The sequence below is a fragment of the Ureaplasma diversum genome (assembly GCF_000941095.1).
GTDB classification, from domain to species: Bacteria; Bacillota_I; Bacilli_A; order Mycoplasmatales; family Mycoplasmoidaceae; genus Ureaplasma; species Ureaplasma diversum.
Window position 1 is genome coordinate 368622 of record NZ_CP009770.1, and the last position, 23577, is coordinate 392198.

Annotated in this window: 26 protein-coding genes; 8 read left to right on the forward strand and 18 right to left on the reverse strand. The window is 28.5% G+C overall.

All coding sequences use genetic code 4. The features are described from left to right. The first annotated feature begins 247 nt into the window (after window positions 1-247). Both JM47_RS01450 and JM47_RS01455 read left to right on the forward strand, forming a co-directional pair. The gene (locus JM47_RS01450) at window positions 248-427 is read left to right on the forward strand and encodes a hypothetical protein (RefSeq protein ID WP_208895204.1); all 180 of its coding nucleotides are present in this window, start codon (window positions 248-250) and stop codon (window positions 425-427) included. A 137-nt stretch (window positions 428-564) separates the two neighbouring features. Beyond that, window positions 565-1422: a hypothetical protein gene (locus JM47_RS01455; RefSeq protein WP_208895205.1), complete on the forward strand. Its 858-nt coding sequence runs from the start codon at window positions 565-567 to the stop codon at window positions 1420-1422. Between the two features lie 532 nt (window positions 1423-1954). Here the strand turns inward: JM47_RS01455 and JM47_RS01460 are convergent. The 8 genes from JM47_RS01460 to JM47_RS01495 form a co-directional block, all read right to left on the reverse strand. Then, window positions 1955-2890, reverse strand: coding sequence for an ABC transporter permease (locus JM47_RS01460; protein ID WP_038103129.1), 936 nt, complete (start codon window positions 2888-2890; stop codon window positions 1955-1957). A 2-nt stretch (window positions 2891-2892) separates the two neighbouring features. Further along, the gene (locus tag JM47_RS01465) at window positions 2893-5139 is read right to left on the reverse strand and encodes an ABC transporter permease subunit (RefSeq protein WP_208895206.1); all 2247 of its coding nucleotides are present in this window, start codon (window positions 5137-5139) and stop codon (window positions 2893-2895) included. Next, window positions 5126-6721: an ABC transporter ATP-binding protein gene (locus JM47_RS01470; RefSeq protein WP_244870388.1), complete on the reverse strand. Its 1596-nt coding sequence runs from the start codon at window positions 6719-6721 to the stop codon at window positions 5126-5128. The genes JM47_RS01465 and JM47_RS01470 overlap by 14 nt, the downstream gene beginning before the upstream one ends. A 76-nt stretch (window positions 6722-6797) precedes the next feature. Next, window positions 6798-8351: a BMP family ABC transporter substrate-binding protein gene (locus JM47_RS01475; protein ID WP_208895207.1), complete on the reverse strand. Its 1554-nt coding sequence runs from the start codon at window positions 8349-8351 to the stop codon at window positions 6798-6800. A gap of 187 nt (window positions 8352-8538) precedes the next feature. After that, window positions 8539-8754, reverse strand: coding sequence for a hypothetical protein (locus tag JM47_RS01480; protein WP_038101911.1), 216 nt, complete (start codon window positions 8752-8754; stop codon window positions 8539-8541). A gap of 29 nt (window positions 8755-8783) precedes the next feature. After that, window positions 8784-9155 carry a hypothetical protein gene (locus JM47_RS01485; protein WP_038101914.1) on the reverse strand — a complete coding sequence of 124 codons (372 nt, stop codon included), beginning with the start codon at window positions 9153-9155 and terminating at the stop codon, window positions 8784-8786. A gap of 2 nt (window positions 9156-9157) precedes the next feature. Then, complete coding sequence (locus tag JM47_RS01490) at window positions 9158-9967, reverse strand: NAD(+)/NADH kinase (RefSeq protein WP_208895208.1); 810 nt, start codon at window positions 9965-9967, stop codon at window positions 9158-9160. Beyond that, window positions 9958-10350, reverse strand: a complete 393-nt coding sequence (locus JM47_RS01495; protein WP_038103134.1) for a Spx/MgsR family RNA polymerase-binding regulatory protein — start codon at window positions 10348-10350, stop codon at window positions 9958-9960. Before JM47_RS01495 ends, JM47_RS01490 begins: the two co-directional genes overlap by 10 nt. A gap of 176 nt (window positions 10351-10526) precedes the next feature. On the opposite strand from JM47_RS01495, the gene trpS reads away from it, so the two are divergent. Further along, window positions 10527-11528, forward strand: a complete 1002-nt coding sequence (trpS, locus tag JM47_RS01500) for a tryptophan--tRNA ligase (protein WP_208895209.1) — start codon at window positions 10527-10529, stop codon at window positions 11526-11528. 16 nt (window positions 11529-11544) lie between these two features. Then, window positions 11545-12435: a Cof-type HAD-IIB family hydrolase gene (locus JM47_RS01505; RefSeq protein ID WP_038103139.1), complete on the forward strand. Its 891-nt coding sequence runs from the start codon at window positions 11545-11547 to the stop codon at window positions 12433-12435. Between the two features lie 64 nt (window positions 12436-12499). Here JM47_RS01505 and JM47_RS01510 read toward each other — a convergent pair whose 3' ends face one another. Further along, window positions 12500-12763 (reverse strand): DUF2188 domain-containing protein, encoded by a 264-nt coding sequence (locus JM47_RS01510; RefSeq protein ID WP_081847828.1) that lies wholly within the window; start codon window positions 12761-12763, stop codon window positions 12500-12502. Between the two features lie 139 nt (window positions 12764-12902). Here JM47_RS01510 and JM47_RS01515 point away from each other — a divergent pair, with 139 nt between their 5' ends. Next, entirely contained in the window at window positions 12903-14876 is a 1974-nt protein-coding gene (locus JM47_RS01515; protein WP_208895210.1) for a bifunctional metallophosphatase/5'-nucleotidase, read from the forward strand. A gap of 73 nt (window positions 14877-14949) precedes the next feature. On the opposite strand, the gene JM47_RS01520 is transcribed toward JM47_RS01515, so the two are convergent. Further along, the gene (locus JM47_RS01520; RefSeq protein ID WP_208895211.1) at window positions 14950-15807 is read right to left on the reverse strand and encodes a hypothetical protein; all 858 of its coding nucleotides are present in this window, start codon (window positions 15805-15807) and stop codon (window positions 14950-14952) included. A 140-nt stretch (window positions 15808-15947) separates the two neighbouring features. Then, window positions 15948-16355, reverse strand: a complete 408-nt coding sequence (locus tag JM47_RS01525; RefSeq protein ID WP_208895212.1) for a restriction endonuclease subunit S — start codon at window positions 16353-16355, stop codon at window positions 15948-15950. Between the two features lie 403 nt (window positions 16356-16758). On the opposite strand from JM47_RS01525, the gene JM47_RS01530 reads away from it, so the two are divergent. Next, window positions 16759-17106 (forward strand): hypothetical protein, encoded by a 348-nt coding sequence (locus JM47_RS01530; RefSeq protein WP_208895213.1) that lies wholly within the window; start codon window positions 16759-16761, stop codon window positions 17104-17106. 56 nt (window positions 17107-17162) lie between these two features. On the opposite strand, the gene JM47_RS01535 is transcribed toward JM47_RS01530, so the two are convergent. From JM47_RS01535 to JM47_RS01555, 5 genes are read right to left on the reverse strand one after another with little or no spacing between them, the layout of a single operon-like run. Further along, window positions 17163-17606 (reverse strand): GNAT family N-acetyltransferase, encoded by a 444-nt coding sequence (locus JM47_RS01535; RefSeq protein ID WP_208895214.1) that lies wholly within the window; start codon window positions 17604-17606, stop codon window positions 17163-17165. Next, window positions 17584-18165, reverse strand: coding sequence for a tRNA (adenosine(37)-N6)-threonylcarbamoyltransferase complex dimerization subunit type 1 TsaB (tsaB, locus tag JM47_RS01540; protein WP_208895215.1), 582 nt, complete (start codon window positions 18163-18165; stop codon window positions 17584-17586). Before tsaB ends, JM47_RS01535 begins: the two co-directional genes overlap by 23 nt. Continuing rightward, window positions 18152-19054 carry an RluA family pseudouridine synthase gene (locus JM47_RS01545; RefSeq protein WP_208895216.1) on the reverse strand — a complete coding sequence of 301 codons (903 nt, stop codon included), beginning with the start codon at window positions 19052-19054 and terminating at the stop codon, window positions 18152-18154. The genes tsaB and JM47_RS01545 overlap by 14 nt, the downstream gene beginning before the upstream one ends. A gap of 2 nt (window positions 19055-19056) precedes the next feature. Then, window positions 19057-19896 (reverse strand): lipoprotein signal peptidase, encoded by an 840-nt coding sequence (locus JM47_RS01550; protein WP_208895217.1) that lies wholly within the window; start codon window positions 19894-19896, stop codon window positions 19057-19059. A gap of 3 nt (window positions 19897-19899) precedes the next feature. After that, a complete protein-coding gene (locus JM47_RS01555) occupies window positions 19900-20445 on the reverse strand; it encodes an inorganic diphosphatase (RefSeq protein ID WP_208895218.1) in 546 nt (181 codons plus the stop codon). 365 nt (window positions 20446-20810) lie between these two features. Between JM47_RS01555 and JM47_RS01560 the strand changes: the two genes are divergently transcribed. Both JM47_RS01560 and JM47_RS01565 read left to right on the forward strand, forming a co-directional pair. Then, window positions 20811-21002 carry a hypothetical protein gene (locus JM47_RS01560; protein ID WP_208895219.1) on the forward strand — a complete coding sequence of 64 codons (192 nt, stop codon included), beginning with the start codon at window positions 20811-20813 and terminating at the stop codon, window positions 21000-21002. Between the two features lie 49 nt (window positions 21003-21051). Further along, complete coding sequence (locus JM47_RS01565) at window positions 21052-21663, forward strand: type 1 glutamine amidotransferase family protein (RefSeq protein WP_051749496.1); 612 nt, start codon at window positions 21052-21054, stop codon at window positions 21661-21663. A gap of 113 nt (window positions 21664-21776) precedes the next feature. Here JM47_RS01565 and JM47_RS01570 read toward each other — a convergent pair whose 3' ends face one another. Continuing rightward, window positions 21777-22580 (reverse strand): hypothetical protein, encoded by an 804-nt coding sequence (locus JM47_RS01570; protein WP_208895220.1) that lies wholly within the window; start codon window positions 22578-22580, stop codon window positions 21777-21779. 195 nt (window positions 22581-22775) lie between these two features. After that, window positions 22776-23577: hypothetical protein (locus tag JM47_RS01575; protein WP_222702336.1), on the reverse strand; the 802-nt coding region annotated here is incomplete at its 5' end.

Below are 23577 nucleotides of genomic sequence, written 5' to 3' on the forward strand. Positions count from 1 at the left end.
TCCTTTTTTTTTTTTTTTTTGAAGCACGAAAAATTGAATTTAGAATTGCTCTATATTTCGCAAACCAAACTTTTAAAAAGGAATTTTCAACATAATTTTAACTATCAAAGGATTTAATCCTTTGATAGTTAAAATTATGTTGAAAATTCCTTTTTAAAAGTTTGGTTTGCGAAATATAGAGCAATTCTAAATTCAATTTTTCGTGCTTCAAAAAAAAAAAAAAAGGGGYTTTTTGGGGTTTTAGGAGATGATCCAAACGCTGGGCAAAATGGTGGGAAAGAAGCTGGTAAAACTGGTGGAACTGGTATTGCAACACCTAAGAAAAAGAAGAATAGAAAAACTAGAAAAGGTGCATTCAACCCTAAAGAACACCTTTATCCTCTTACTAAAACTGACAGTGATAGAGCATTTATTTACAACGACTTAAAAATTAGATTAACAGGAAAAGTTGGCGAAACAAAATATAGCTGATTTGAAAAATGGGATTTTGATCCAAAAGAACCTTTTAGCCCATATAAGTGAGAAAAACCAGAAACTGATGAAGAAGCAGTTGCATTAGCTTGAATGTCAGCTCTTTATGCATTAGAGGCTAGCTATAAAGATAAACTTGGCGAAAAAGAATATTACGATATTGTTGAACCTTTATACAAATATTTCTGAAAAGATAAAACTAAAAAAGAGAAAAAAGATGTTAAAGGTCCTTATTGAAATTTAGATAGAGCTGAAAAAAGAATACAAAAAGTTAATGATGAGCTAGAAGATGCGTTAAAGAAGAAAAAAGGTACTGCAGGTTCATCAGGAGATAGTTCATCTAACACTGGTTCTTCAGATACTAGAAGTGATGAAAGTTCTTCTTCTTCTTCTTCTTCTTCTTCTTCTTCTTCTTCTTCTTCTTCTTCTAGTGGTGGTACTAATGGTTCTAGTTCATCTACTGAAACACACACACACACACCGAGTAATCCTCCGTTAGGAAACCCACCAAGAAGAGGCGGACACACTCACGGAAGAGGTCTAGGCGAAGATTCTAGCGACGATGAAGAAGTTGCACCTAAAATTCAAGCAAGCTTATCTTTTGCTAATGGAAAAAATGAAACAACGGTTGAAAAAAAGGGAACTAAATACATTTTTAAAGTTAAGTTTGAACCTGAAGCGATTGGTTATACTGCTTATGTTACACTAACTGAAAAAAATCCAAAAGATGGAAAGGGAAAAGTTGCAATTGCTACTAATGATGTTGTTGTAAAAGACACTGAACCAGTAGATTTAGAATTTGACGAATCTGAATTAAAAGGGCAAAAATTTGAAAACCTTTGATTAAGTAGTGTTACATATGACAAAGATGGTTTAGATTCATTAGCTGATGTTGATTTAAAATCAAAATCGCTTATTATTAATTTATCTAAAACTACAGAAAGTGAATAAAATAATTAATTCGTATACATTAAACCAAATTTAAGTATTAAGAAACATACTTAAATTTACTCCCATTAATAAACTCAAGTGCAATATCATTAAAGTAAAATTTATTGATAGCACTTGAGTTTTTTTATATCTACAAATAAAAGATTTTAAATATAGATTACAAAAATGCTTTAGATTCAAATGCAGAATTACTATCTATAATTACTTAAATATTACACCTTAAACAATAAAGTATCTTTATTAAACTAGGATTCATCAATAATCAGTAATAAATTTAAAAAGATATTTTGTATAAACTTTCTTAACATAAAAGTTGTTTATATTCTTCCTAGCAACTCTAATGTCAAAACCCTTGTTTAGAAACTATCCTTAGTTAAATTTAAATAACAAAATGAATAATCTCTAAAAACTGCTTTGAGAATAAGATATAAAATAGATTAATCTTAATCAAATAAACCAATTATTCTTGATGTAATAATATAATAAGCAAACAAAAACCACTCTGATTAGCAGAGTAGTTCTATTTTTTATATTATCGTTTCGATTTATCAAAGCCCATACCCAGGTTCTTAGGAGCAATCGAGTACTTACTAAATGCAACCATGGCAACTAAAGTAATTAGATATGGTAATAATTTACCAACTTCTTGTGGAATGATATTAGCATTGACTTGGCTAACTGTTTTAGTAATAATAGCAAAGCAAATAGAAACAGAAATTAATAAAGGAATTCTTCAAGTTCCTGCAATTAAGATCGCAAGTGCTAAGAATCCAGCTCCATTTACACTTCCTCTAAACCCAGCTTGGGTTGAATAAACAAAGATCCCCCCAGCAAGTCCAGCTAAAAACCCACTAAAGCTTAAAGCAATTCATTGGTATTTATAAACATTAATCCCTTGGGCATCTGCTGCATTAGGGTTTTCACCAATAGCAGTTAGTCTTAATCCAAATGGTGTTTTCTTCATCATTACATATAAACCAGAAGCAATAATGATAACAGCAGCTAGAATTAGTAAACTACCAATATAAATAGCAGTAGTTCCATCACCAATCCTTAATAAACCACTATATTCTGATGTTAGTGTTGTTTTATTATCAATTTGTTGTCCAACAGTGTTTGTTAAAAAAGTAAACACTCCTGTTGAAAGTAAATTAATAGCAGTTCCTGCAATTGTTTGATTGGTTTTTAACTTAATTGTTAAAAACCCAAATAGCATCGTAATTGGAATTGTACACACTCCAGCTAATAGTAGTGGACCAATAAAGGTTTTTTCAGTATCATAGGTTGTTCCCATGTATTTATAAATGATAGTGGCAAATAAAGCAAAGAAGAATCCACCACAAATCATCTGACCATCGATCCCGATGTTTACAATTCCTACTCGTTCACTAAAATAACCTGCTAGTGAACCTAGAATTAATACCGCAGCAAATAAAGCGGATTCATTAACTAATGATAACGTTGGCATTGTTAATTAAACTCCTTACTTACTGGATTTAGTTTATTGAGTTGGTTTGTTTTAGCAGCTAATAATCATTCGTTTATTAAGTTCTTTTCATTTTCATTTAGTTTTAGTTTATTAGCTCTAATTGTTGCTTTTTTATAGAATGCTTCTATTTTGTTTAAGCTTGGTTGTTTTTGATATTTCTTTAATAAACTATCAACATTATTAGTTTCGTTTGCAAATTTATCTAATTCATTAATATATGCACTTCTACATTTGTTTCTCTTATTAAGAATTTGGTTATAAACTCTATCTTTTTTAGCAAAGTATTGTTCAATAGTATTAGTGAATTCAGGATTATGATCTTTTTTGTTAATCTTATTTAAACTAATAATTTCTTCTACTTCTTGATCTAAGATTTTATTAACATATTGATTTAATTGATTATTTGTTGCAATTAAAGCAATTTCATCATTTGTTTCTAATGCATCAATATGATCAATAATTAATCGATTATCTTTATCTTTAAGTGTAGCCAAGAATGCTTTAGTATTATTTAGATCTCAAACTGGTTTTTGATCAAATTCAGCTTTAAATTGTTTAAAAGCTTCATAGTTAACATCTAAGTTCATTACATATTGACTTAAGTGTTGATCTTGTAGTTTTTGTAATAATGCTTGTTCAGCATAAATTTTATCTTTATATTTTGATAAGTGTAAAGCACTCTTGTTTTCAATTCGTTTTAAATGAGCGTTAAACTTTCGTTGTGCTTCGATTTCAGGGTAGTAAACTAGTTTTGCTTCTTCAATTAAGATATGCTTTTTAAATTGAGCAAGCTGATAAGTAGTTTTATTTAAATATTCTTCATAGTATTTAGCTAATTGGTCTTTATAGAACTGATTAACAGCAACTAAAGCTTTTTGATAAGTTTGTTCAGCTAAATGATAGTTTATATGATTTGGATGTTGTTTAAGTTGTTGATATAGTTTTTTAAGTTTTTGGTGGTATAAATTTAAATTCTTTTTATTTTCATTATATAAAGCTTTATATTCAGCTAAAGTAGCTGCAGAAACATTTTCATATTCCTTATATAAATCTTTTGCTTTGTAAGAAGAGAATAGTTGGTATGCTCAATAAACTGGTGAGATTCTTTCAAAGAGCACAAACATTGCAGCTCCTAACATTACAAATGAAATAATGATTCCTGAAATATCTTGTGGGAAACTTCCCCCTAAGTTTTCAGTTGATTGTTGTAATAATCCCATTAAGAATGAAACTGGGATTGTAGCTAATGGATGAGTTTGAGCAATTAATCCAATTGCGATCCCATCAAACCCTTGTAATGGTAAGATATCATTTGATTGAGAAATAGTAATAGCATTACTTGATGTAGCTGTATAGTTAACCATCGCTAATGCTCCAGCTAAAGCACCAGAAATAGCAAATGTTGATAAAGAAATTAGTTTTGTTTTATAACCTGCATACTGAGCAGCTGAGAATGATTTACCAACAGATAAGATCTTATGTCCAAAAACAGTATATTTAAGAATAATAAACACAATAACTGATAATGAAATAAAGATTAATAGAGCAAAGATAAATCCATAAGTAAATGTAGTTGATTCTCCACCTACACCTACTCCTTCAAATGATCCTAATTTTGTTAATGAATAATTATCAGAAAATTGAATTGAACTTTGTCCAATTTGATTAGGGTTTGGATTATATATTTTGTTTTGAGCTGTAAACACAACATATCGTGTTACAAAGAAAATAATCCAGTTTAATAAAATAGCACTTAGTACTTCATTAATTTTTAAGAAAACTTTCAATAAACCAATTAATAAAGCAAACATTGCTCCAGATACTAAAGCAATTACTAAAAGAAATAGCTGACCAGCTCAGTTAGGCATATTGATTTGTGCTAAGTCCATGTTCTTAACAACAACTAGCATAATCATTCCAGCCCCTAACATCTGTCCACTAATCCCGATGTTAAAGATACCAGCTTTAAAAGCAAATATAAACGAAAGTGCAGCAATACCAATGACAGCTACTTTAGTTAAATAAATTTCAAGTGAAAGTTTTCATTGAGTAAACAAACGATATAAGAAATCGTTTGTATCATAATTTAAGATTCCAACTAGAATAGTTGAAGCGATAATGGCTACAAAAATTGCAAAAATCGTAGACAATACTTTTTTTGTGATGCTTTTACGTTGTGTACTTTTGGTTATACTATCAAGCATCAATTTAGATTTAAACGATAGCATCATTCTTCTCCCCTGCCATAAGTTCACCAATTCTTTGTCTTGTCATAACATCTTTACTACCAACATCAATGAACTTACCATCTTGCATTACAGCAATTGTATCAGCTAATGCTAAGATTTCATCTAATTCATATGAAATCAATAAAACAGAGTTATTTTTATTTTTCTCATTAAGGATTTGGTTATGGATAAATTCAATTGCCCCTAAATCAAGTCCTCGGGTTGGTTGTACCATCATAATTAATTTGTGTTCTCGTTCGATTTCTCGACCAATAATTAACTTTTGTTGGTTTCCCCCTGATAAACCACGAGCATTATTATTTCCTCGTGTTGTCCCTCTAACATCATACTTCTTAATGATTTCTATTGCATATTTACTAATTTCATTTTGTTTTAAAAAACCTAATGAACTAAATTTCTTATCATCAACTTCTTGTAATACTGAGTTCATAGCAATTGTATCATCAAGGATTAAGCCGTGCTTGTGTCTATCTTCAGGAACATGTGATAAACCTGCTTGATATCGTGCATTAATACTTTTTTTAGTTACATCTTGATCATTAAGGATGATTCTAGCTCCACTGTTAAGACTCATTAAACCAGAGATCATTTGAGCTAATTCACTTTGTCCATTACCTTCAACCCCTGCAATTGCAAACACTTCACCAGCATTAATTTTAAAGTTGATTTTGTGTTCACTATTGTGTGAGCTTGTTTTTGATTTAGTGCTAACTCGTTTTAGAATTGATGTGATATCTAAGTTATTAACTTCTAAAATTGGTTTGTTTTCTATTGGTGTATTTGTATTGTTTTTGATTTCAACTAATTTTCGTCCAACCATTAATTCTGCCATTTCAGATATTGTTTTATCTTTAACATCAAAATCAGCAATATATTCACCACGTCTGATTACTGTAGCTCTATCAGCTACTTCTTTAATTTCATTAAGCTTGTGAGAAATAATAATGATTGTTTTTCCAGCTGCTTTAAAGTCTTTTAACATTTCAAGAAATGATTTAATTTCATCATCACTTAAAACAGCAGTTGGTTCATCAAAGATTAAGATATCAATGTTTCGATACAATAATTTTAAAATTTCTGTTTTTTGTTGTTGACCAACAGTAATTCTTGAAACCTTAGCTTTTAAATCAATCTTTAAGTTGTAATCATTAATAATTTGCTTTAATTCTTTAGCAATTTTATTTCTTTTAATGAATTTTAAAGAATCAACCCCTTCAGATCCTAAGATTACATTATCTAGTACTGAGAAAGTGTCAATTAATTTAAAGTGTTGGTGAACCATTCCAATTCCACTTTTTGATGCATCTTTAGCAGATGAGAAGTTAACTAAATCTCCGTTGATTTTAATTGTTCCTGAATCTTGTTTATAGATTCCAAATAAAATCGACATTAAAGTAGATTTACCAGCTCCATTTTCACCAATAATGGCATGAATTTCGTTCTTTTTAACCATTAAATTTACATCTTTATTAGCGATTACAGTTCCGTTAAGAAAGGTTTTGGTAATTTGATGCATTTCAATCGCATATTCATGTTCTTGGTTGTTTTTATTATCTTGCATATTTTTACCGCTTTTATTTATAAATAAAAAAATGTGTTTATAGTATCTATTAAATATTATAAACACAAATTTAAAACTATTTAATTTCAGGTATGTCTATACCGTTTTCTTTGTAGAATTGATATAATGCGTTGTATCCAGTTTGTTGGAATGACTTATCATTAATTCTACCAGCTGGTTCGATTGCCATTTTAATTAGTTTAACTCGGTCTTCTGGTTTAGCTGCATCTCATGCTTCTTTGAACTTAGTAGAAGATGTAGCAGTATCAGCTGTCTTATCTCCTAAATATGAAGATTTGTTGTTACGGTATGGATAAACAGTTCCATCTTTATCCACATAAACATCTCCACCTAAAAGTTTTTGAAGTTCGATAACTGATTTGTTTTTGTGTTCATCTTTAACTTTTGTATATTTTTTAGCACCATTTTCCATTGTGTGGTCAAGTAAACTGTCTAAATCTGCTTCAGATTTTTCAATATCTAAAATCTTAAAGATTTCATCTTGGCTAACTTTAGCAACAACACTGTTGTAATCTGTAACACTTGGATCAACTAATTTATAAGCTTCAATAAGTGTCCCTCTACCAGCTTCAGATAATTGAACTAAAGCATTACCTTTAACAAATGTAGATTCATCAAAACTAGCTAGTGTATGTGTACCTAACTTGTAAGCATCTTTCTTAAGGTCTTTTTCGATTTGTTTACCTTCTTTAGCTGAATTCATTACAGCATATCCAGCCATATCAACACGCTTAACAATTGAGAAAAGAACTGGTTTACCATTATTAAGATCAGTATTAGTTAAACGAGCCTTGTTGAATGAATTGTCTTTTTCTTGAGCAGTATCAACACCAACTAAAGACATTGGGTGTGAAGCATTGATAATTTTGTTAATTGCAATATTACCTTGTCCACCAGCAGCCATTAACACCAAGCTAGCCTTCTTACTAATTAATTGATCCATTATTTGTCCAGCTTTTGGTTCATCAGCATTAAATGAACCTGAAGCATATAAATCAGCAAATACTTGTTTAACTTCTTTTCATTTTTTAGGAGTAGTGTCATCTTTTTGAGCAATGTCTTTGTCCTTTAATTTTTCATTAGCTCAAGCAACACCTAATTTGAAACCTTGAATGAATGTTGAAGTAGATGAGAATGGAAGACCAACAATTCCAGCTCATGTTAATTCAGTAACACCAGATCTTAAGTAAGTTTTTTGGTTGCTATTTAAATGATAAGCACCAGCAATTCCAGCTAAGAAAGCAGCGTGGTCAACTCTAAATTGAACTGAAGCAACACGGTCAACATTTTCTTTTCCAGAGAACTTGTCATCAACATAAACAGCTACAGTGTTGTTTCTTAAACCATTTCCTTCCATCCCTTTAGCAAGGTGGTTGCCATGGTAGAAACCATAAAGAGCTAAGAAACGAGCGCCATCATTAATTAAAGCGTTGTAAGCTGATAAATATTCTGGAGTAGTTTCTCCTCTTGGAGCAGCATAAAAGTTTTTAACTTCTAATTTCTTGCTATCATTACAAGCAACAGCAACTGCACTCACACTACCAAGAGCTAAAACACTTGCAGCAACTGATCACAATACCTTCGTTTTAAATTTTTTTTGTTTTTGCATATCTCACCAAAATAATCAAAAATCTATTGATTAATAAAAATATAAAAAATATTAAATTTACCCCAAATACGATTTGGTTATTATATTTTACAATAAATTAAATCTGTATGTACAAGAAAAAATGGCTTATTATAGTATAAAAAGAAAATTCACCACTTTTTGTGATGAATTCTTTATCTTTTTTGCTCTATTCTTCGTAAATTTCAAAGACTGAACATGTTTTATTGTAATCTAATAAGTTAATTAACATCCCAAGCTCAGGAATGATACCTTGTGTATCAAATTCATAAGTTTGAATCTCTTTACGATCACCAATATCATTCTCTAAAATTACTAGATCAGCTTCAATCGCTTTAATCTCATATATTTTTTCGTTCTTTTTGTTATTGGGTTGTATCAGCATAAACTATGTCTTTCTAATGCTTCTTAAAATTAATTATTTTGATTAGCTAAATCTTGATTAATCACATCTTTAAGAGTAGTAGCAAAATCTCCAAAGACGATTGAAAAAGTGCTATTGTTTTTCATTACACCTTTTGCCCCTAAACCAATTACTTGGTCTTGGTTAAAAAGTGATGGATCATTAAGCGTTATTTTAAGAGTGTTAAGTGTTGATGTTGTTTCTTTAATATTAAAGATTGAACCAACAGCAGCATAAAAATTATCAACACTAAATGGTAATTTCTTAGAAACAATTAAATTATCATTTTTGATTTGAGCTTGTTGTTTAGCTTTTTTTCGCATTACTCAATAAGCAATTGAGAATGTAACAATATATAATAAAATTATTTTTCAATTCTTCATTTCTAGCTCCCATTCTTAGTAAATGCACTCTTAATTTTAGCTATGTTCTTTTTAAAATCATCAAACTGATGAATTAATAAATTAGCTTTTATTAATTCGATATCAATTGATTCTATGAAAAGAAGATCATTAATAGAGCGATTATCAATCGCTATTAATAATTTTTTAGCATTTATAATTTTATCAATTTTTAATCTTTTATTATTATCTAAAAGAAGGGGAGCTTTGATTGAGTTGTAATAATAATGATTAACAGGACCTATTTCAACTAAACTATAAATGTTTTTTAAACTATTAAAGATTGGTCCACTAAAAGCTAAGTTCTTTCCAGTTGATCCACTACTTGTACTTACTAATATTCCAGACCCTTTAAAGGTCTGTAAACAAAACTGATCCACACTAAGATCAAATGCTATTGTTTCATTAGCAACAATACTACACTCATTTAATGCATAAAACACTTGATCATTATTAATTGTTATTTTAAGAACATAAGGACTACTAAAGTTGTTATCATTTAAAATAGAAACTAAATCTAATTGATTAATTGATGAATAAGAACTATAAAAGCCTAAAGTACCAAAGTTGATCCCAACTACTTTTTGATCATTAAAAAAGTGAGCATTAAGACTTTTAATAAAAGTCCCATCTCCCCCTAATACAAATATATAATCAGCTAATTTAGCTTCTAGTACTTTATTAAACTTAATATGATCAATCTTATTTAGTTCTTGATCTAAATAAGAAAGATGTTGATCTGTTACCTTTTTATTAACATAAACATAATAAGTAAGGGTTTTGGTTATTTTCAATGTTCTTTACCCCTTAAGAAGATGGTTATCTCTTCTGGATCATATCCTGTCTGGATCCGGTATGGATTACCAGCTTTATCTGTTTGATATATCAAAGGTCGTTTTAAAAAGTTAAGGTCGTTTTCAATCATTCCCATTACTTCTTTTGAAGTTAAATTTAAGTAGTTCTCACGATTTAAATTCATTCGTTTCGAACTATCAGTTTTAAAAGATAGGATGTTTTCAAATCCATTTTCACAAATTGATAAAATTTCTACTAACATCTTGTGTTCAATGAAATCAACACCAATTTGAATTTTTTGAATAGGAATTTGGTTGTCACGGAAAAACTTAATTACTTTTTTACAAGCATTACAGTTGGGCGTATAAAAAACATGGATCATAACTTTACGCTGTTGTTTCCTTTATTACCTTTGAAAATAAACCCAAGATATTATTTTATAATTATAAAGTATATTTACTAAATCTTGTTTATTATAAACACCTATTTAGTATTTAATAATTAATCTATTAATGTCTTAAATCAAAATAAAAACCATATCTTATAAGGAGTTGTAGTATGAAACGATTAGTATCAGGGATTCAACCTACTAATAATCTTACATTAGGAAATTATTTAGGAGCTATTGTTAATTTTGTTAAATTGCAAGAAGAGTATGAAGTCTTTTTGTTGGTAGCTGATTTACACTCATTAACACCTAATACATTTGATAATAAAGATTTTGTAGCTAATAAAAGAGCAATTGTTGCTACTTATTTAGCAGCAGGACTTGACCCTAATAAAGCTTGCTTGTTTTATCAGTCTTCTATTAAATCAATTCCTTTATTAAGTCATATCTTATTGTGTCAAACAGCACTTGGTGAATTAGAACGAATGACTCAGTTTAAAGATAAAGCTACTAAAGCTGTCAAGATGGCTAATAATACTCAGTTGATACCAACAGGACTTCTTACTTATCCAACCTTAATGGCTGCAGATATTTTAATCTTTAATTCAAACATTGTCCCTGTTGGTCAAGATCAAAAACAACACTTAGAATTAACAAGAGTATTAGCTGAACGATTTAACAAAAGGTATGGAGAAACATTTACTGTTCCAGAAGTTTATATTCCACCTATTGGAGCAAAGATCATGGACCTGTTAGACCCATCAATTAAAATGTCTAAATCTAATCCAAACCCTAAGGGAACAATTTTTTTAAGTGATGAACCAGCTACTATTATTAAAAAAATTAAAGGAGCTGTAACTGATAGTTTAAATAAGGTTCATTATGATCAAGAAAACCAACCAGGAATCAGTAACTTAATGACTATTTATGCTTGTTTAACTAACATGAGCTATGAAGCTATTGAACAAAAGTATGATGGAATGAATTATGGAGTCTTTAAAACTGATTTAGCTAATCTAGTAAGTGAATATATATCTAAGATCCAATCCAAAATAAATGATTGACTTAAATCAGATGATTTAGATATAATAATAGACAATAGTTCTAAGAAAGCTAATCAAGTTGCTGAGCAAACAATTGATTTAGCTTTAAAGAATATGAAATTTATTTAAATAGGTGAGTAGTTGAATGAAAAGAAGTAAAGCAAATCGGTTTTTAATAGCATGTGATTTAGATGGAACACTATTAAATAGTAGTGGACAATTAGACCCTAAAACAATTGAAGGAGTAAAACGAATCATTGATCAAGGACATATTTTCTGTATTGTAACTGGTCGACCAATTCGTGGTGCTATTGATATTTATAACCAATTAAATTTAGATACTGTAATGGCTAATTATAATGGGGCATACATATCTAATCCAAGCGATTCTTCTTTTCAACCAATTAATATGACCTTTAGTAAAGATATTGCCAAAGCAATATTAAAAGATCCATTTATTTCTAAAAATATTACTAATGCTGTAGTTGAAGCTAATAATTCAGCTAGATTATTAAACAATAATTTAGATCCAGCAATTTGAAACACATTTATGAATATTTTCCATGTTCAGATTCCTGATAATGATGAATGTGTTGTTACAATGTGTAATGATTTAAAGAAATTAGAATCTGATGTTAATGCACTATTGTTAAATGTAAATTCAAAATCATTGTTTGATCCAATGGTTTATCACATTAAAAGAATTGCACCAACTTTAGCTGTACGTAGTTGATCAGTTAAACCATCTGATAATGTTGAAATCATTGAAATCAATTCAGCATTTGCTGATAAATCAATGGCAATGCGTTATTTATCTTCTTACTATGGGATTCCATTAGATCGTTGTATGTCTTTTGGAGATGGAGAAAATGATTTAACAATGTTATATAATGCTGGTTATGGGTTTGCTATGAAAAATGGAACTCGAACAGCTAAATTAATGGCTCGACACATCACAAAGCACACTAATGATGAAAATGGTGTTGTGTGAGAATTAGAATATATGTTTAAAGAATTAGCTAAGCATAACGCTTAATTAAAAAGACAATAAAAAGCACCCGTGATCAAATTGGGTGCTTTTCTAATGCCCTTGAATTACTTTATTCATCACGGTAGTTTTTAACATCTTGGAAACTACCATCTTTTCGTTGGATAAAAATCACAGCTTCTTGGTTTTTACAAAGTGTTTTTGAATATTCTAAAGCTTCTTTTTTAGTTTTGAAAACTTTAGTTACTCTAACTCCTCCACGCTTCATAATTTTCCACCCTTTGTCGCCATAAGGTGATAAATAATAAGTTGGTTTTGGAGCGGCTTTTTCAGTTGATTGCGTTTTTGTAGTACTTTTTTTAGCTACTGTTGCCATTATAAACTCCTGTTTGAAAATAAAGATTTTTATATCTCTTATATTAAATAATACAATAATTTAATTTTTAAAATACTTTTTATATATGCTAGACTATATACCAATAAATATTTGTATAGACAGGTTTTAAATTTTAAGTATGAAAAAAATTAAAAAGAAACATAGAATTTTAATGGCTGGACTTGGTGTTTTAGCTGCTTTTTCAACTATTGGTGCAGTTGCTGTTGCATGTAATAATCAAACTAAAAATAGACAATTATACAGCAATGGTTCAACTACTTTAGACCCTAAACAAGTAGCAAGAACAGTAGCACTTGTTAATGTTAATGATTTACATGGTGCTATCTTAGAAAATGTTGTAGACAACAAAATCAAAAAAGATGGTTATGGAATGATTCGTGTTTTAAACGATATCAACATTATTCGTCAACGTTATGGTAAAGATAATGTTTCTGTTGTTTTAGGTGGAGATAACTACCAAGGTGGACTAGCTTCTGATTTAACTCATGGATTAATGGCTGGTAAAGCTCTTGCTTTACTTAACCCAGTTGAATCAGTAGTTGGTAACCATGAGTTTGACTGAGGACTTGAATACTTAGATCCTAAACATCCAAGAACTGCAAGTAATATGGCTTTAGCTAAACAATATATGAGTTTAGTTGAAGGACCAAACGATCAAGGTTTCCAAACATTTGCTCAAACATTATGACCAAACCAACCAAAGAAGAAATTCTTAGCTGCTAACATCTTTAAAAAAGGAACTAATGAATTGGTAGATTGAGTTGATCCAACATCTGTTATTGATTTTAATGGATTTAAAGTTGGTATTGTTGGTTTAGCAACTGAAGATACTGTAAGAACTACTTTATTTGCAAACATTAAAGATTTAGATTTTGGTGGTAAACCAGAAAATCTAGCTAAAATTGTTGACCACTATGCTGAAAAATTAATTAAAGAACAAAAAGTAGATACTGTAGTTGTTCTATCTCACTCGTTTGCTAATGAATATGAATTAACTCGTAAAAGAGGAGATAAAACAGAAGTTTGACGTGATGGAAAAGTAGCTCTTAAGGGAACTGAAGGAGAAGCTGTTGAAATCATTAAGAACATGACAAGCAATAATGTTACAGCTATTCTTGCTGCTCACTCTCACAAATTAGTTAATGATAAAATCCGAAACAAAAATGGACACCAAATTATTGTTGCTCAAGGACACTCTAAAGCAAATACAATTTCAGAATTAAGATTTAATTTAAACCACGAAAACAAATTATTATGATCAGAAATGATAGTTAATCCAAGACTATCAACAGCTGGAGAAATCGATGGAACTCATTTTGTTCCTGAAGCTGATTTATTAGACCCAGCTAAAAACAAACACTATGATCAAAACTTATTAGCTATGAAGAAAGTATTAGATCAAGCTAAAGCAATTGAAGATAAACTAGATCAAGATGTGTTAGTTCAAAACAACCCAACAGAATTAAAACGTGAATACTTTGGTCAAGGAGCTGTTGGTTCATTTGTAGCGGATTTATCTGCTGATAATTTAAAATACAAACATCCAACTACTGGTATAGAAAAACCAGTTGATGCAGTTCTTTGAAATGCTGGTGGATTAAGAGCAGATATTCCTGCTGGACCAATTACTAAGAAAGATATTTTAACTGTTGCACCATTTGATAACTTCTTCATTATGGGTGAAATTAGTGTAGCTGATTTAAAGAAAGAATTCTCTAATGAAACTAAAGGGAAAGCTCCATTTGGTGGTAAGTTAAGAATTACTAAGACAGATAAAGGTATTACTAAGATCGAAAAGAAACAAGCTGATGGTTCATTTAAAGAGCTAAATAATGATGAAAAAGTTATCATCGCAGTTAATAACTTTATGTGAACTGATGGAGATGGTTATACATTCAGCAAAACACTTAAGAACGTTGACAAACGATATGACCAAGACTTTGAAAACGCTATCAAATATTTACTAATTAGATGATTAGAACAAACACCAGCTGATAAAAAAGCAACATTAATGGATAAATACCAAAACTTTGATGCAAAAGATCGTTACATTGACGAAACTACTAAAACAGCAGCAACTCCTACAAAATAATTACACCTAATCAAAACAACCCTAAACCCACAACAAAAGCACCCATTCCAGGTGCTTTTGTCTATCTAAATAATTAACTTTTACTGCTTTTAGAAAGCTCTAATTCAGCAGCTATTAAACCTTTAAGAAATAAAGTATTAATAGTTTTAAGGTCATTTATTGACCTAGTATTATTAGTATTATTTATATTCTTAGTAAGAATAGAACTAATTTGATTTAAAGCATTAGATAATTGTTCTTGCTTATGTGAAGAATAAGTTTCTAAAAACTTAGTTGATATGGTATTTGTAATTAATGCAAACATCTTATGTTGTTCTTTGATTTTAGTTAGTTCTGATTCAGGTTGAGTTGATGCATTAGCATTAATTTGAGCTACTACTCAATTAAACCTTTTTTCTTGTTCACTTAATTGGTTATATGAATCATAAAACCATTTAGCTACAGTTGCATTAGCTGGAATCTGTTGATCTAATTTTATAAGGTCTAAGTCTCAATTAATTATTAATGGATGATTAATTATTGATGAATCTAAATTAATAGGTTTTGATTCATTATTGTTTTCTAAAATAGATACATTACTTAAATAATATGAAGAGTTGATAGCTAAATTAGAAAACACCAATTTAGCTACATTATCTTTAACTATAACTTTATTAACAGTACTAAAGGTTTGTTTATCATCCTTTTTAGTTAGTTTAGCTACTAATGTTTTATTATTAGCATTAGTAACATTAACAACTAATTCATATTGGTTATTATTAATTGGGTTTAATACTGGGTTGGTATTAAAAGATAAACTAACTACTTGATTAGTAGGTTTATTTGATTCTGTTGGTTTAGATTCTTCTTGTTTACAACTAATTGCAACAGTAGTTATAGTTGTAAATGTTATTGGGATTAATAAACTTAAAATTAAATGTTTTCTCTTCATAATAATAGATTCTAATAAATAAAAGAATTCTTAAAGTAATGAACATATTTATTGATTGTTAGGATTATATAAGAAATTTAAACAAACATCTTATTTAAACATCCGTTTTTAATATCTTTTAGCTTTTGGACTTTTTTAGATTAAAGTGAGATTAAATTGTCTAGTTGACTGAAGAAATTGGCGATTTTTTGTTGTTCAGGAAGGTTAGGGATTAATACTTGAAATTTAGATAAAGCATCAATTGTGATGGTTTTAATTATTCCACCAGGTGCTTTCGTTGCTTCTGTTTGAAACTTTAATTTAATTATATAGGCTCAAAATCTAGGATCTATGTTGATTTTATACTTTTCAAATATCAATATAGTTCTATCAACATAAGCATCATATTGTGTTATTGCGGCTCGTCCAATTGTACCTTGCAAAGTAACTAAAATAGAACCTGCTTTTGTAAAGACACTCATCGGTTGTGCTATTGAACTAATTTTTTGATTAGAATCATCGACTAAATTCATTGAACTAGAAACATCAACGACTTGAATGAATGGCATAGAACCTTCTCCATCATATCAATCCTTGTTTCCATAAGGTTGTGGAAAAGATCCACGTCTATAGCATGATGCTTCTTTAATTGATGTTTTTATCCACTCTCCATCAAACCCCTTAAACCTTAACTCCGGTCTCTCTCTCTCTCTCTCTTAAAACAACTTTCTTATTCATAACCCCACCCTAAAAAACCAACATATATAATTCTTATATTTTACCAATTAATAATTAATGATAGTTAATCTACTATATTAATAAATTTATTAATAGATTAGATAATATAGTTATTTTAAAATACTAATATTACTTCTTATTATTCATTATTAAAACAATATTAATAATTATTTTTAAATTAATTTAATGATAAGGTTTTGTATTACAATTTATTAATAAATATGGAGGCAAATTATGAATAAAAAAGATAAAGGTGTTTGCCTTAATGAATCATGTGATGAATTCATTAAAACTAAAGATCAAGAAGAAGATAATAGTTTTTGTATAAGTTGTGGAATAGAAAATCTAAATGGTTTTTTATGTGAACATTGTTTAGAACTAGAATCCTTAGAATCATCAGAAGACTTCTTTGATCAAGATTGATGTGTTAATGCTTTAATTGAACGAGACAACCAAATTAGTTCACTTAAAAAACAAGTTAATGAACTTGCTGCTCGTTTAAGTAAATATGAAAAAGTAGAATTAGAAGATACAAATAAACCAACATTTGTATTCTCAACAATTAAGAAAAAAGTTAACTAAAACTAGACAACAAAACCCACTAGCTCAATTAGTGGGTTTTTATATTCTTTTCTTTGTTAGTTTTTATAAGATAGTAAGAGTGCATCAACATCATTAGCATAATAATGTTTGCGAACACTATCTTTAATAAAACCATTTTTTAAATAGAAGTTAATAGCAATTGTATTATTAGCAGCTACTTCTAATAAAATGGTTTTATTTTCTTGTTTGAGTTGATCTAATAAAACTGTTCCTAAGCTGTTACGACGATATTGTTCTTTTACAGCTATTTTCATAATCTCATTATGATCTAATGTTTTTAAATAGATTAAGTAAGCAGCTACATCTTGATCTACTAAAACAATAATAAATCCATATTGTTCTTGATCTAGATACATTGATCTTAGATTAGATTCACTATAAGCTTCATATTGATTAAAAATTGATTGTTCTAAATGAGCAATTTGTTTAATTCATTGCTCATTTAAAGAACTATTATTAACTAAGATATAACTTAACATAATTAGCTTTTAAATCTTCAAGTTTAGTATTAGTAAAGTTATCAAATACTAAACTATTAACTAATTGATTAAAATCAATATTATTAGCATCAATAATAACTTTGTTTTGGTTATTAACAATGATCTGTTCTAATTGATCATTGTTAATGATTTGATAATCAGATTTTGTTTTATTATCTAAGACTAATAAATAGCTTTTAGATCCTTTAGCATCTAAGTGTAATAAAACATTAGAGTGATCTAAAGCGTAAATGCTTAAAGCATCATTGGTGAAGATTTCTGTATTAAAGTAAACTGCTTTTAGAGTTCTTGCTATGATTATTCCAACTCTAACTCCTGTAAAACTACCAGGACCTGTGTTTAAATATAGTTGATCTAAGTCTTTTTGGTTTAGTTGGTGTTTATTTAATAGTTCATTGATTAATTCAACTACTAAATCGGTTAAGTTGTTATTAGTTTTAGTAATTGAATAATCAACTAGTTGTTGGTTTTTATAAAGAGCTATAACGCAATGTTTTGTTGTTACATCTAAATAAAGTTGGTTTTTAATATCGTTCATGTTTTAGTTTATTAATCATTTCTAAGAATTCATTAGGAAGTTCATCTTTAAATTCTAGAATTTGATTAGTAGTAGGATGAATAAATTTTAAATAATAAGCATGTAAGAATTGTTCATAATCAGTTACATGTTTTCTTGAACCATATAATGGATCATTAATTACTGGATGATTGATGTGTCGCATATGAACACGAATCTGATGCGTTCTTCCTGTAATAATTTGAACAGAAACTAAAGCTGTATTTATATACTGTTCTAATACTTTAACAATTGTTTTAGCTTCTTTTGGATTTTTACTATTACTAGTTCTCATTCTTAATTTATCTTGATAACTATGACCAATTGGTTCGTCAATCATAAAGTGTAAATGAGCATCATCAAATCTGTTCTCAACTAAAGCATAATAAGCTTTATCAACAGAACAGTTCATAAACTGAGATTGGATCTTTTCTAATGCTTCTGGATTCTTAGCTACAATTAACATTCCAGAAGTAAACTTATCTAAGCGATGAGCAATATAAAAATATTGATCTTTAAAATAGAATTTCAAAGCATTAACTAAAGTATCTTGTTCATTATAAACAGATGGATGAACTAACATTCCTGATGGTTTATAAACTACTAATAAATCATTATCTTCATAGATGATTTTTAGATCATATTCATAAGCTAAGGTGTTAGTATTAATTTCTTTGATTTCTGTTTCAAGAACTTTAATTTGATCATTTAATACAACTAAATGTTTAGGTTTAGTTATTAGTTGATCATTTAAATAAACTACATTTTGTTCAATTAGTTTAGCAGCATGAGTTCTTGATATATTTAAATAACTACTTAAGACTTTATCGATTCGTTCATTATTTGATTCTAAATACTTAAAAGTTTGCATCACTATTCTTCATCATCTTCATTTGATGGTTTAGGTTGTTTCTCTTTATTTTTATCATCTCAACCAAATGGTTTATTATCAACACTTACAATCTCAGTATCTGTAGATGAAGCTGCTTTACTAATTCATTCTGGTGTATCTTCATCTTTTTCTTTATTTTCTTTTTTCTTTTCTTCATTTCACTTAATAACAATATTAAGGATTAAGAAGAAGATTAGTACACAGATCCCAGTTACTATATAAACATCAAAGATGTTAATAACACTATTAGCAAATCGTCAATAGTCAACTACACCATGGAAAATAACATTTCCACCCCGTTGGTTTGGATCATCACTAAAGCCTTTAATACCAACTAATTCATACTCAGGAATTGATCGGTCAATAATATTTCCCATTCCCCCAAATAATAAGAATAATAAAGGAATATAGAAATAAGAATCTTTAACAAATAAGAAAGCTAAACTACCAATGACAATTGGTAGGGTTTGTAAAAAATAAACTAATCCTACATCAGCATTTCCTAATGAACCAAGGGCTACACCATTATTAATCGTAAAACTAAAAATACTACCATGGTCTTTTTGATTAGTACTTACTACTAAATCAATAGCAAACTGACGTACTAAAAAACCAGATACCATTACTAAGATGGCAATTCAAGTTAAATTGATTAGTTTTCAAAAAATAACTTTAAGTGAACAAATACTTAAGAAGTAATTTCGAACAGCTAACTTTTTAATTTTATTAATAGCTTTTTTAAATAAGATGTGTTGATCTAATTTATTGTTAAATGCTGTTATTTTTTGTCCTAAAGAAGAGTTTTTAATTTTTGTAATCATATTTTACTTTGTATATTTTTCAGGATATTTAGTTTTCATTAATTTAACAAATTCAGCTTTATCCAATGAACCGTATTCTTTCATTAATTGTTGACAGAAAGCTAATTCTTCAACAGCTCATACATCATTCTTAAATCCTAGAATTTCTACTTTTTTGTTTTGTAAGTTTTTGTAGTTTTCAAAGAAATCTTTGATTTCAAATAATAAGTGAGTTGGAATATCAGCAAACTTGTTGATTTGACTATATCTTGGGTCACAATCAATTACTCCTAATAACTTAGTATCAGTTTCCCCGCCATCAATCATTTCCATTGCTCCAACAATTCTAACAGGAACACTAATACCAGGTGCAATTGCTTGATCAGCTATAACTAAAATATCTAATTCATCTCCATCAAAATCAAGAGCATCTGCAATGAACCCATAGTTTTGTGGATACACCATTGATCCATAAAGGATTCTGTCAACTACAATTTGTTTTGTCTTTCGATCATATTCATATTTAATATTTGAATGTTTTGGAATTTCAATTGTTACATTTAATTTCATTTCTATTGATCCTTACTTCTCTAAAATTGAAAAATTAATTAAATTATACCAATAACAATAATATAAAAAGGATAGGTTTATTTTTATGTTAAAAATTAACCAATAAATTGCATATATTGTTGTATAGAATAGATAAATATACCTATTGTGGGTTATAATTAATATTATTATTAAAAATAATAAAATAATAACAAATTATGAATAACAATAATAAAAAGTATAATGAACAAGTAAATAGTAGGATCTGTGTTTGAGAAGGTACAATAACATCTTATACTAGTAAACATGTTATCGTAACTTTACAAAATAACGAACAAGGGATTTGTCCCTTGTGAGACTTAAGTGAAGTAACCCCATTTCAGAATATGAGCCAACGGTTTCCAGTTAACACAAAATTAGATTTTATGGTATTATTTTTTGATAAGAAGAATAATCAATACGTGCTTAGCTATAAGTTGATTCACCCTTTTGAAATTAAGAACAAAACTCGTAATTATCCAACCCTATCACATGATCGATCTTTACGTCGGTTCGTTAACGGCTTAGTTGGTATTTAGTTTGTTCTTATATATATATATATATATAGAATAAGAAAGAATTTGTACGATGATTGTCAATAAACGGATAGGGATTTTAGTCCCACAACATGCTAATGATTTTGAAATTGCAGTTTTAAATTTAATTCTTAAAGAAGCAGGAGCTTTTGTTACTTTAGTTTCTCTTGGTAAACAATTAACAATGCAAATGCAAACTTTAAATAAAATTGTGTGTGATGAATTAATTGAAAAGTGTAATTTATCAAAATTCAATTTTTTAATTTTAATTTCTTCACCTTCATTAAGACAAGAAACAATTAATAAATATAGTTTTATTATGGGTACACCAAGAGTCCCTAAAATTAACTACTTTTTAAATAGTTTCTTTGCACGAAATGAACCAAATAAATTTTTAATTGCTCTTAATAATAGTTGCTGTTTTTTAAATGAAAACGGGTTAATTGATGGTTATAAAGTGACATGTAATGATAAATTCTGTCAAATTGATAATAATTTAAAAAACCAAAAAGAAGAAATCATTGTTGATCGTAATTTAGTTACAACAAACTCATCACACTCAGCAATCAAAGTTGCATATCGTATTTTAGAATTAATTGGTCTTAAATCAGAAATCCCTGAACACCAGCTTAATTTATTCAATAAAATCCTTAAAGATGATTAAATCTTTAAGCTTATCAATTCATAATATTAAATATCAAAAGTACCTTTTTACTTAATCAAGTAAGTGGGTACTTTTTATTTGTTAGTAAAAAAGATATCAAACTATCAAATCTTTTATTGGATAAGTTGATCATCAACATATCCAATAAGATCTTTATCAATTTTAGCTATTTCTAATTTGTATACTTTACCAATTGATTGGTTATAAATACCTAAATATTTAATGTGTTCAAATGAAATTTTACGACATCTTTCATAGCCTAAAACATAATAAATTAACAATTGTAATGAATCTTCTTTTTTAGGTTCATATTTACTTACTTTTAAATCTCATAAAGTATCTTTACTTAAAAAGTCACAATCACCTGTTTGAATATTATCCCCATAACCACCAGTAAAAGTTGATCCGGTTTCTATTATTTTGTTTTCGTCTTGAAAATACTGGATCATTTTAGTAACCATAAATCTTATGTTATTTAAAGTGATTTTGTTAACAAATCCACTTTTTTCTATCATTGATTGAAATGGAGTGTAATTTTGAACACCAGCTCGATAAGCTGGATCATATGATGCTATTTCAATAACTTTGATAATATCTAAATCACTTAAATCATTATTAAGAGAATCAATTAAACTTTTAACATATTCAAATTGATTATTATTTTCTATTCCATTAAAAACATTATGGTTATCTAATATGTTTGCCCCTTCTAGTGCTACAAAAAAAAGACTTTGTGATACTTCTTTGTTATTTAATCTAAATAAATAATCTACAGCTAGTCCAACTAATGATGGGTGGACATTTTCATTATTTCTGTTAATTGGTTTGTACATTGAATAAACTTCAAATGATTTAATTGGTAAATAACCATTCTTAGGTTGTTTTGTTTTTCTTACAACTGCTGTAACACTTGACATAATAACTCTTTCTAAAGTAATTAAGAAATAATAGATCTTAATAATATTTAATTTTATTATAAGGATTATGAATAGTTAATTAATTGTTTTATATCTAGATAATAAAAACAAAGCAAGCTTTAATAACTTACTTTGTTTATGCATTAGTTTGGATTAAGAGTTTGTGATTTTAAAAAATGGGTGGTTGTTATTTAATTAGAATAGTTTATCTTCTTTTTGAAGTGTTATAAGAGTCTTTTCTGTATTGTTAGTTAATTTGGCAGCTTTAGGATTTTTGCCATCTTCTTTTTCAAAAATTTTAACTGTATCTACATTGTATTCTTTGTCTTCAACATTGTCAAAGTAGACAGTTATAAAGTCTGATGATATTTTTCCTATTGCTGAAGTGATTTTAGTTCCATCTTTAGCTTTTAATATTACTTGTGCATATTTACCATTAGCCTTCTTTGTGTAAACATGTAACATATATTTACCATCAGATCGTTTAGAAATCTTAGCAGGAGAATAAATTGTTATTTCAGCATCAGAGATTTCTAGCTTACTAGTATCAGCACTAGAATTTGCTTGGTCTTTTCCTTTTTCTACTTTAGGTGTTGTTGGTGCATCTGCTATTTGTTTTCCCTCTGTAGCTGATTTTCCATCAGGTTTTTGAGTTGTTCCTTTTGGATTTTCACTTTGTGCTTTTGGTTCTGTTGATCCATCAGTCATTTGTTTTCCGTCTGGATTCATTTTTTCACTAGGGTTTGGGCTACTAGTTTTAGGCATTGTTTCAGATGGTTTTTTATTTTCTGTGATTGTTGGTTTAGTAGATTGATTTTCCGTAGTTTTATTTGTTGTAGAACCGGGAGAGTCATTTTTATTTGTATTAGTTGTTGAGCCACTACTCTTTAATTTGTCGTTTGAATTTGAGTTTGACCCCATTGTTGAGTTACCATGATTATGGTTAGTATGGGTGTTAGTGTTTGTTTGTTTGTTTGTTTGTTTGTTTGTTTGTTTG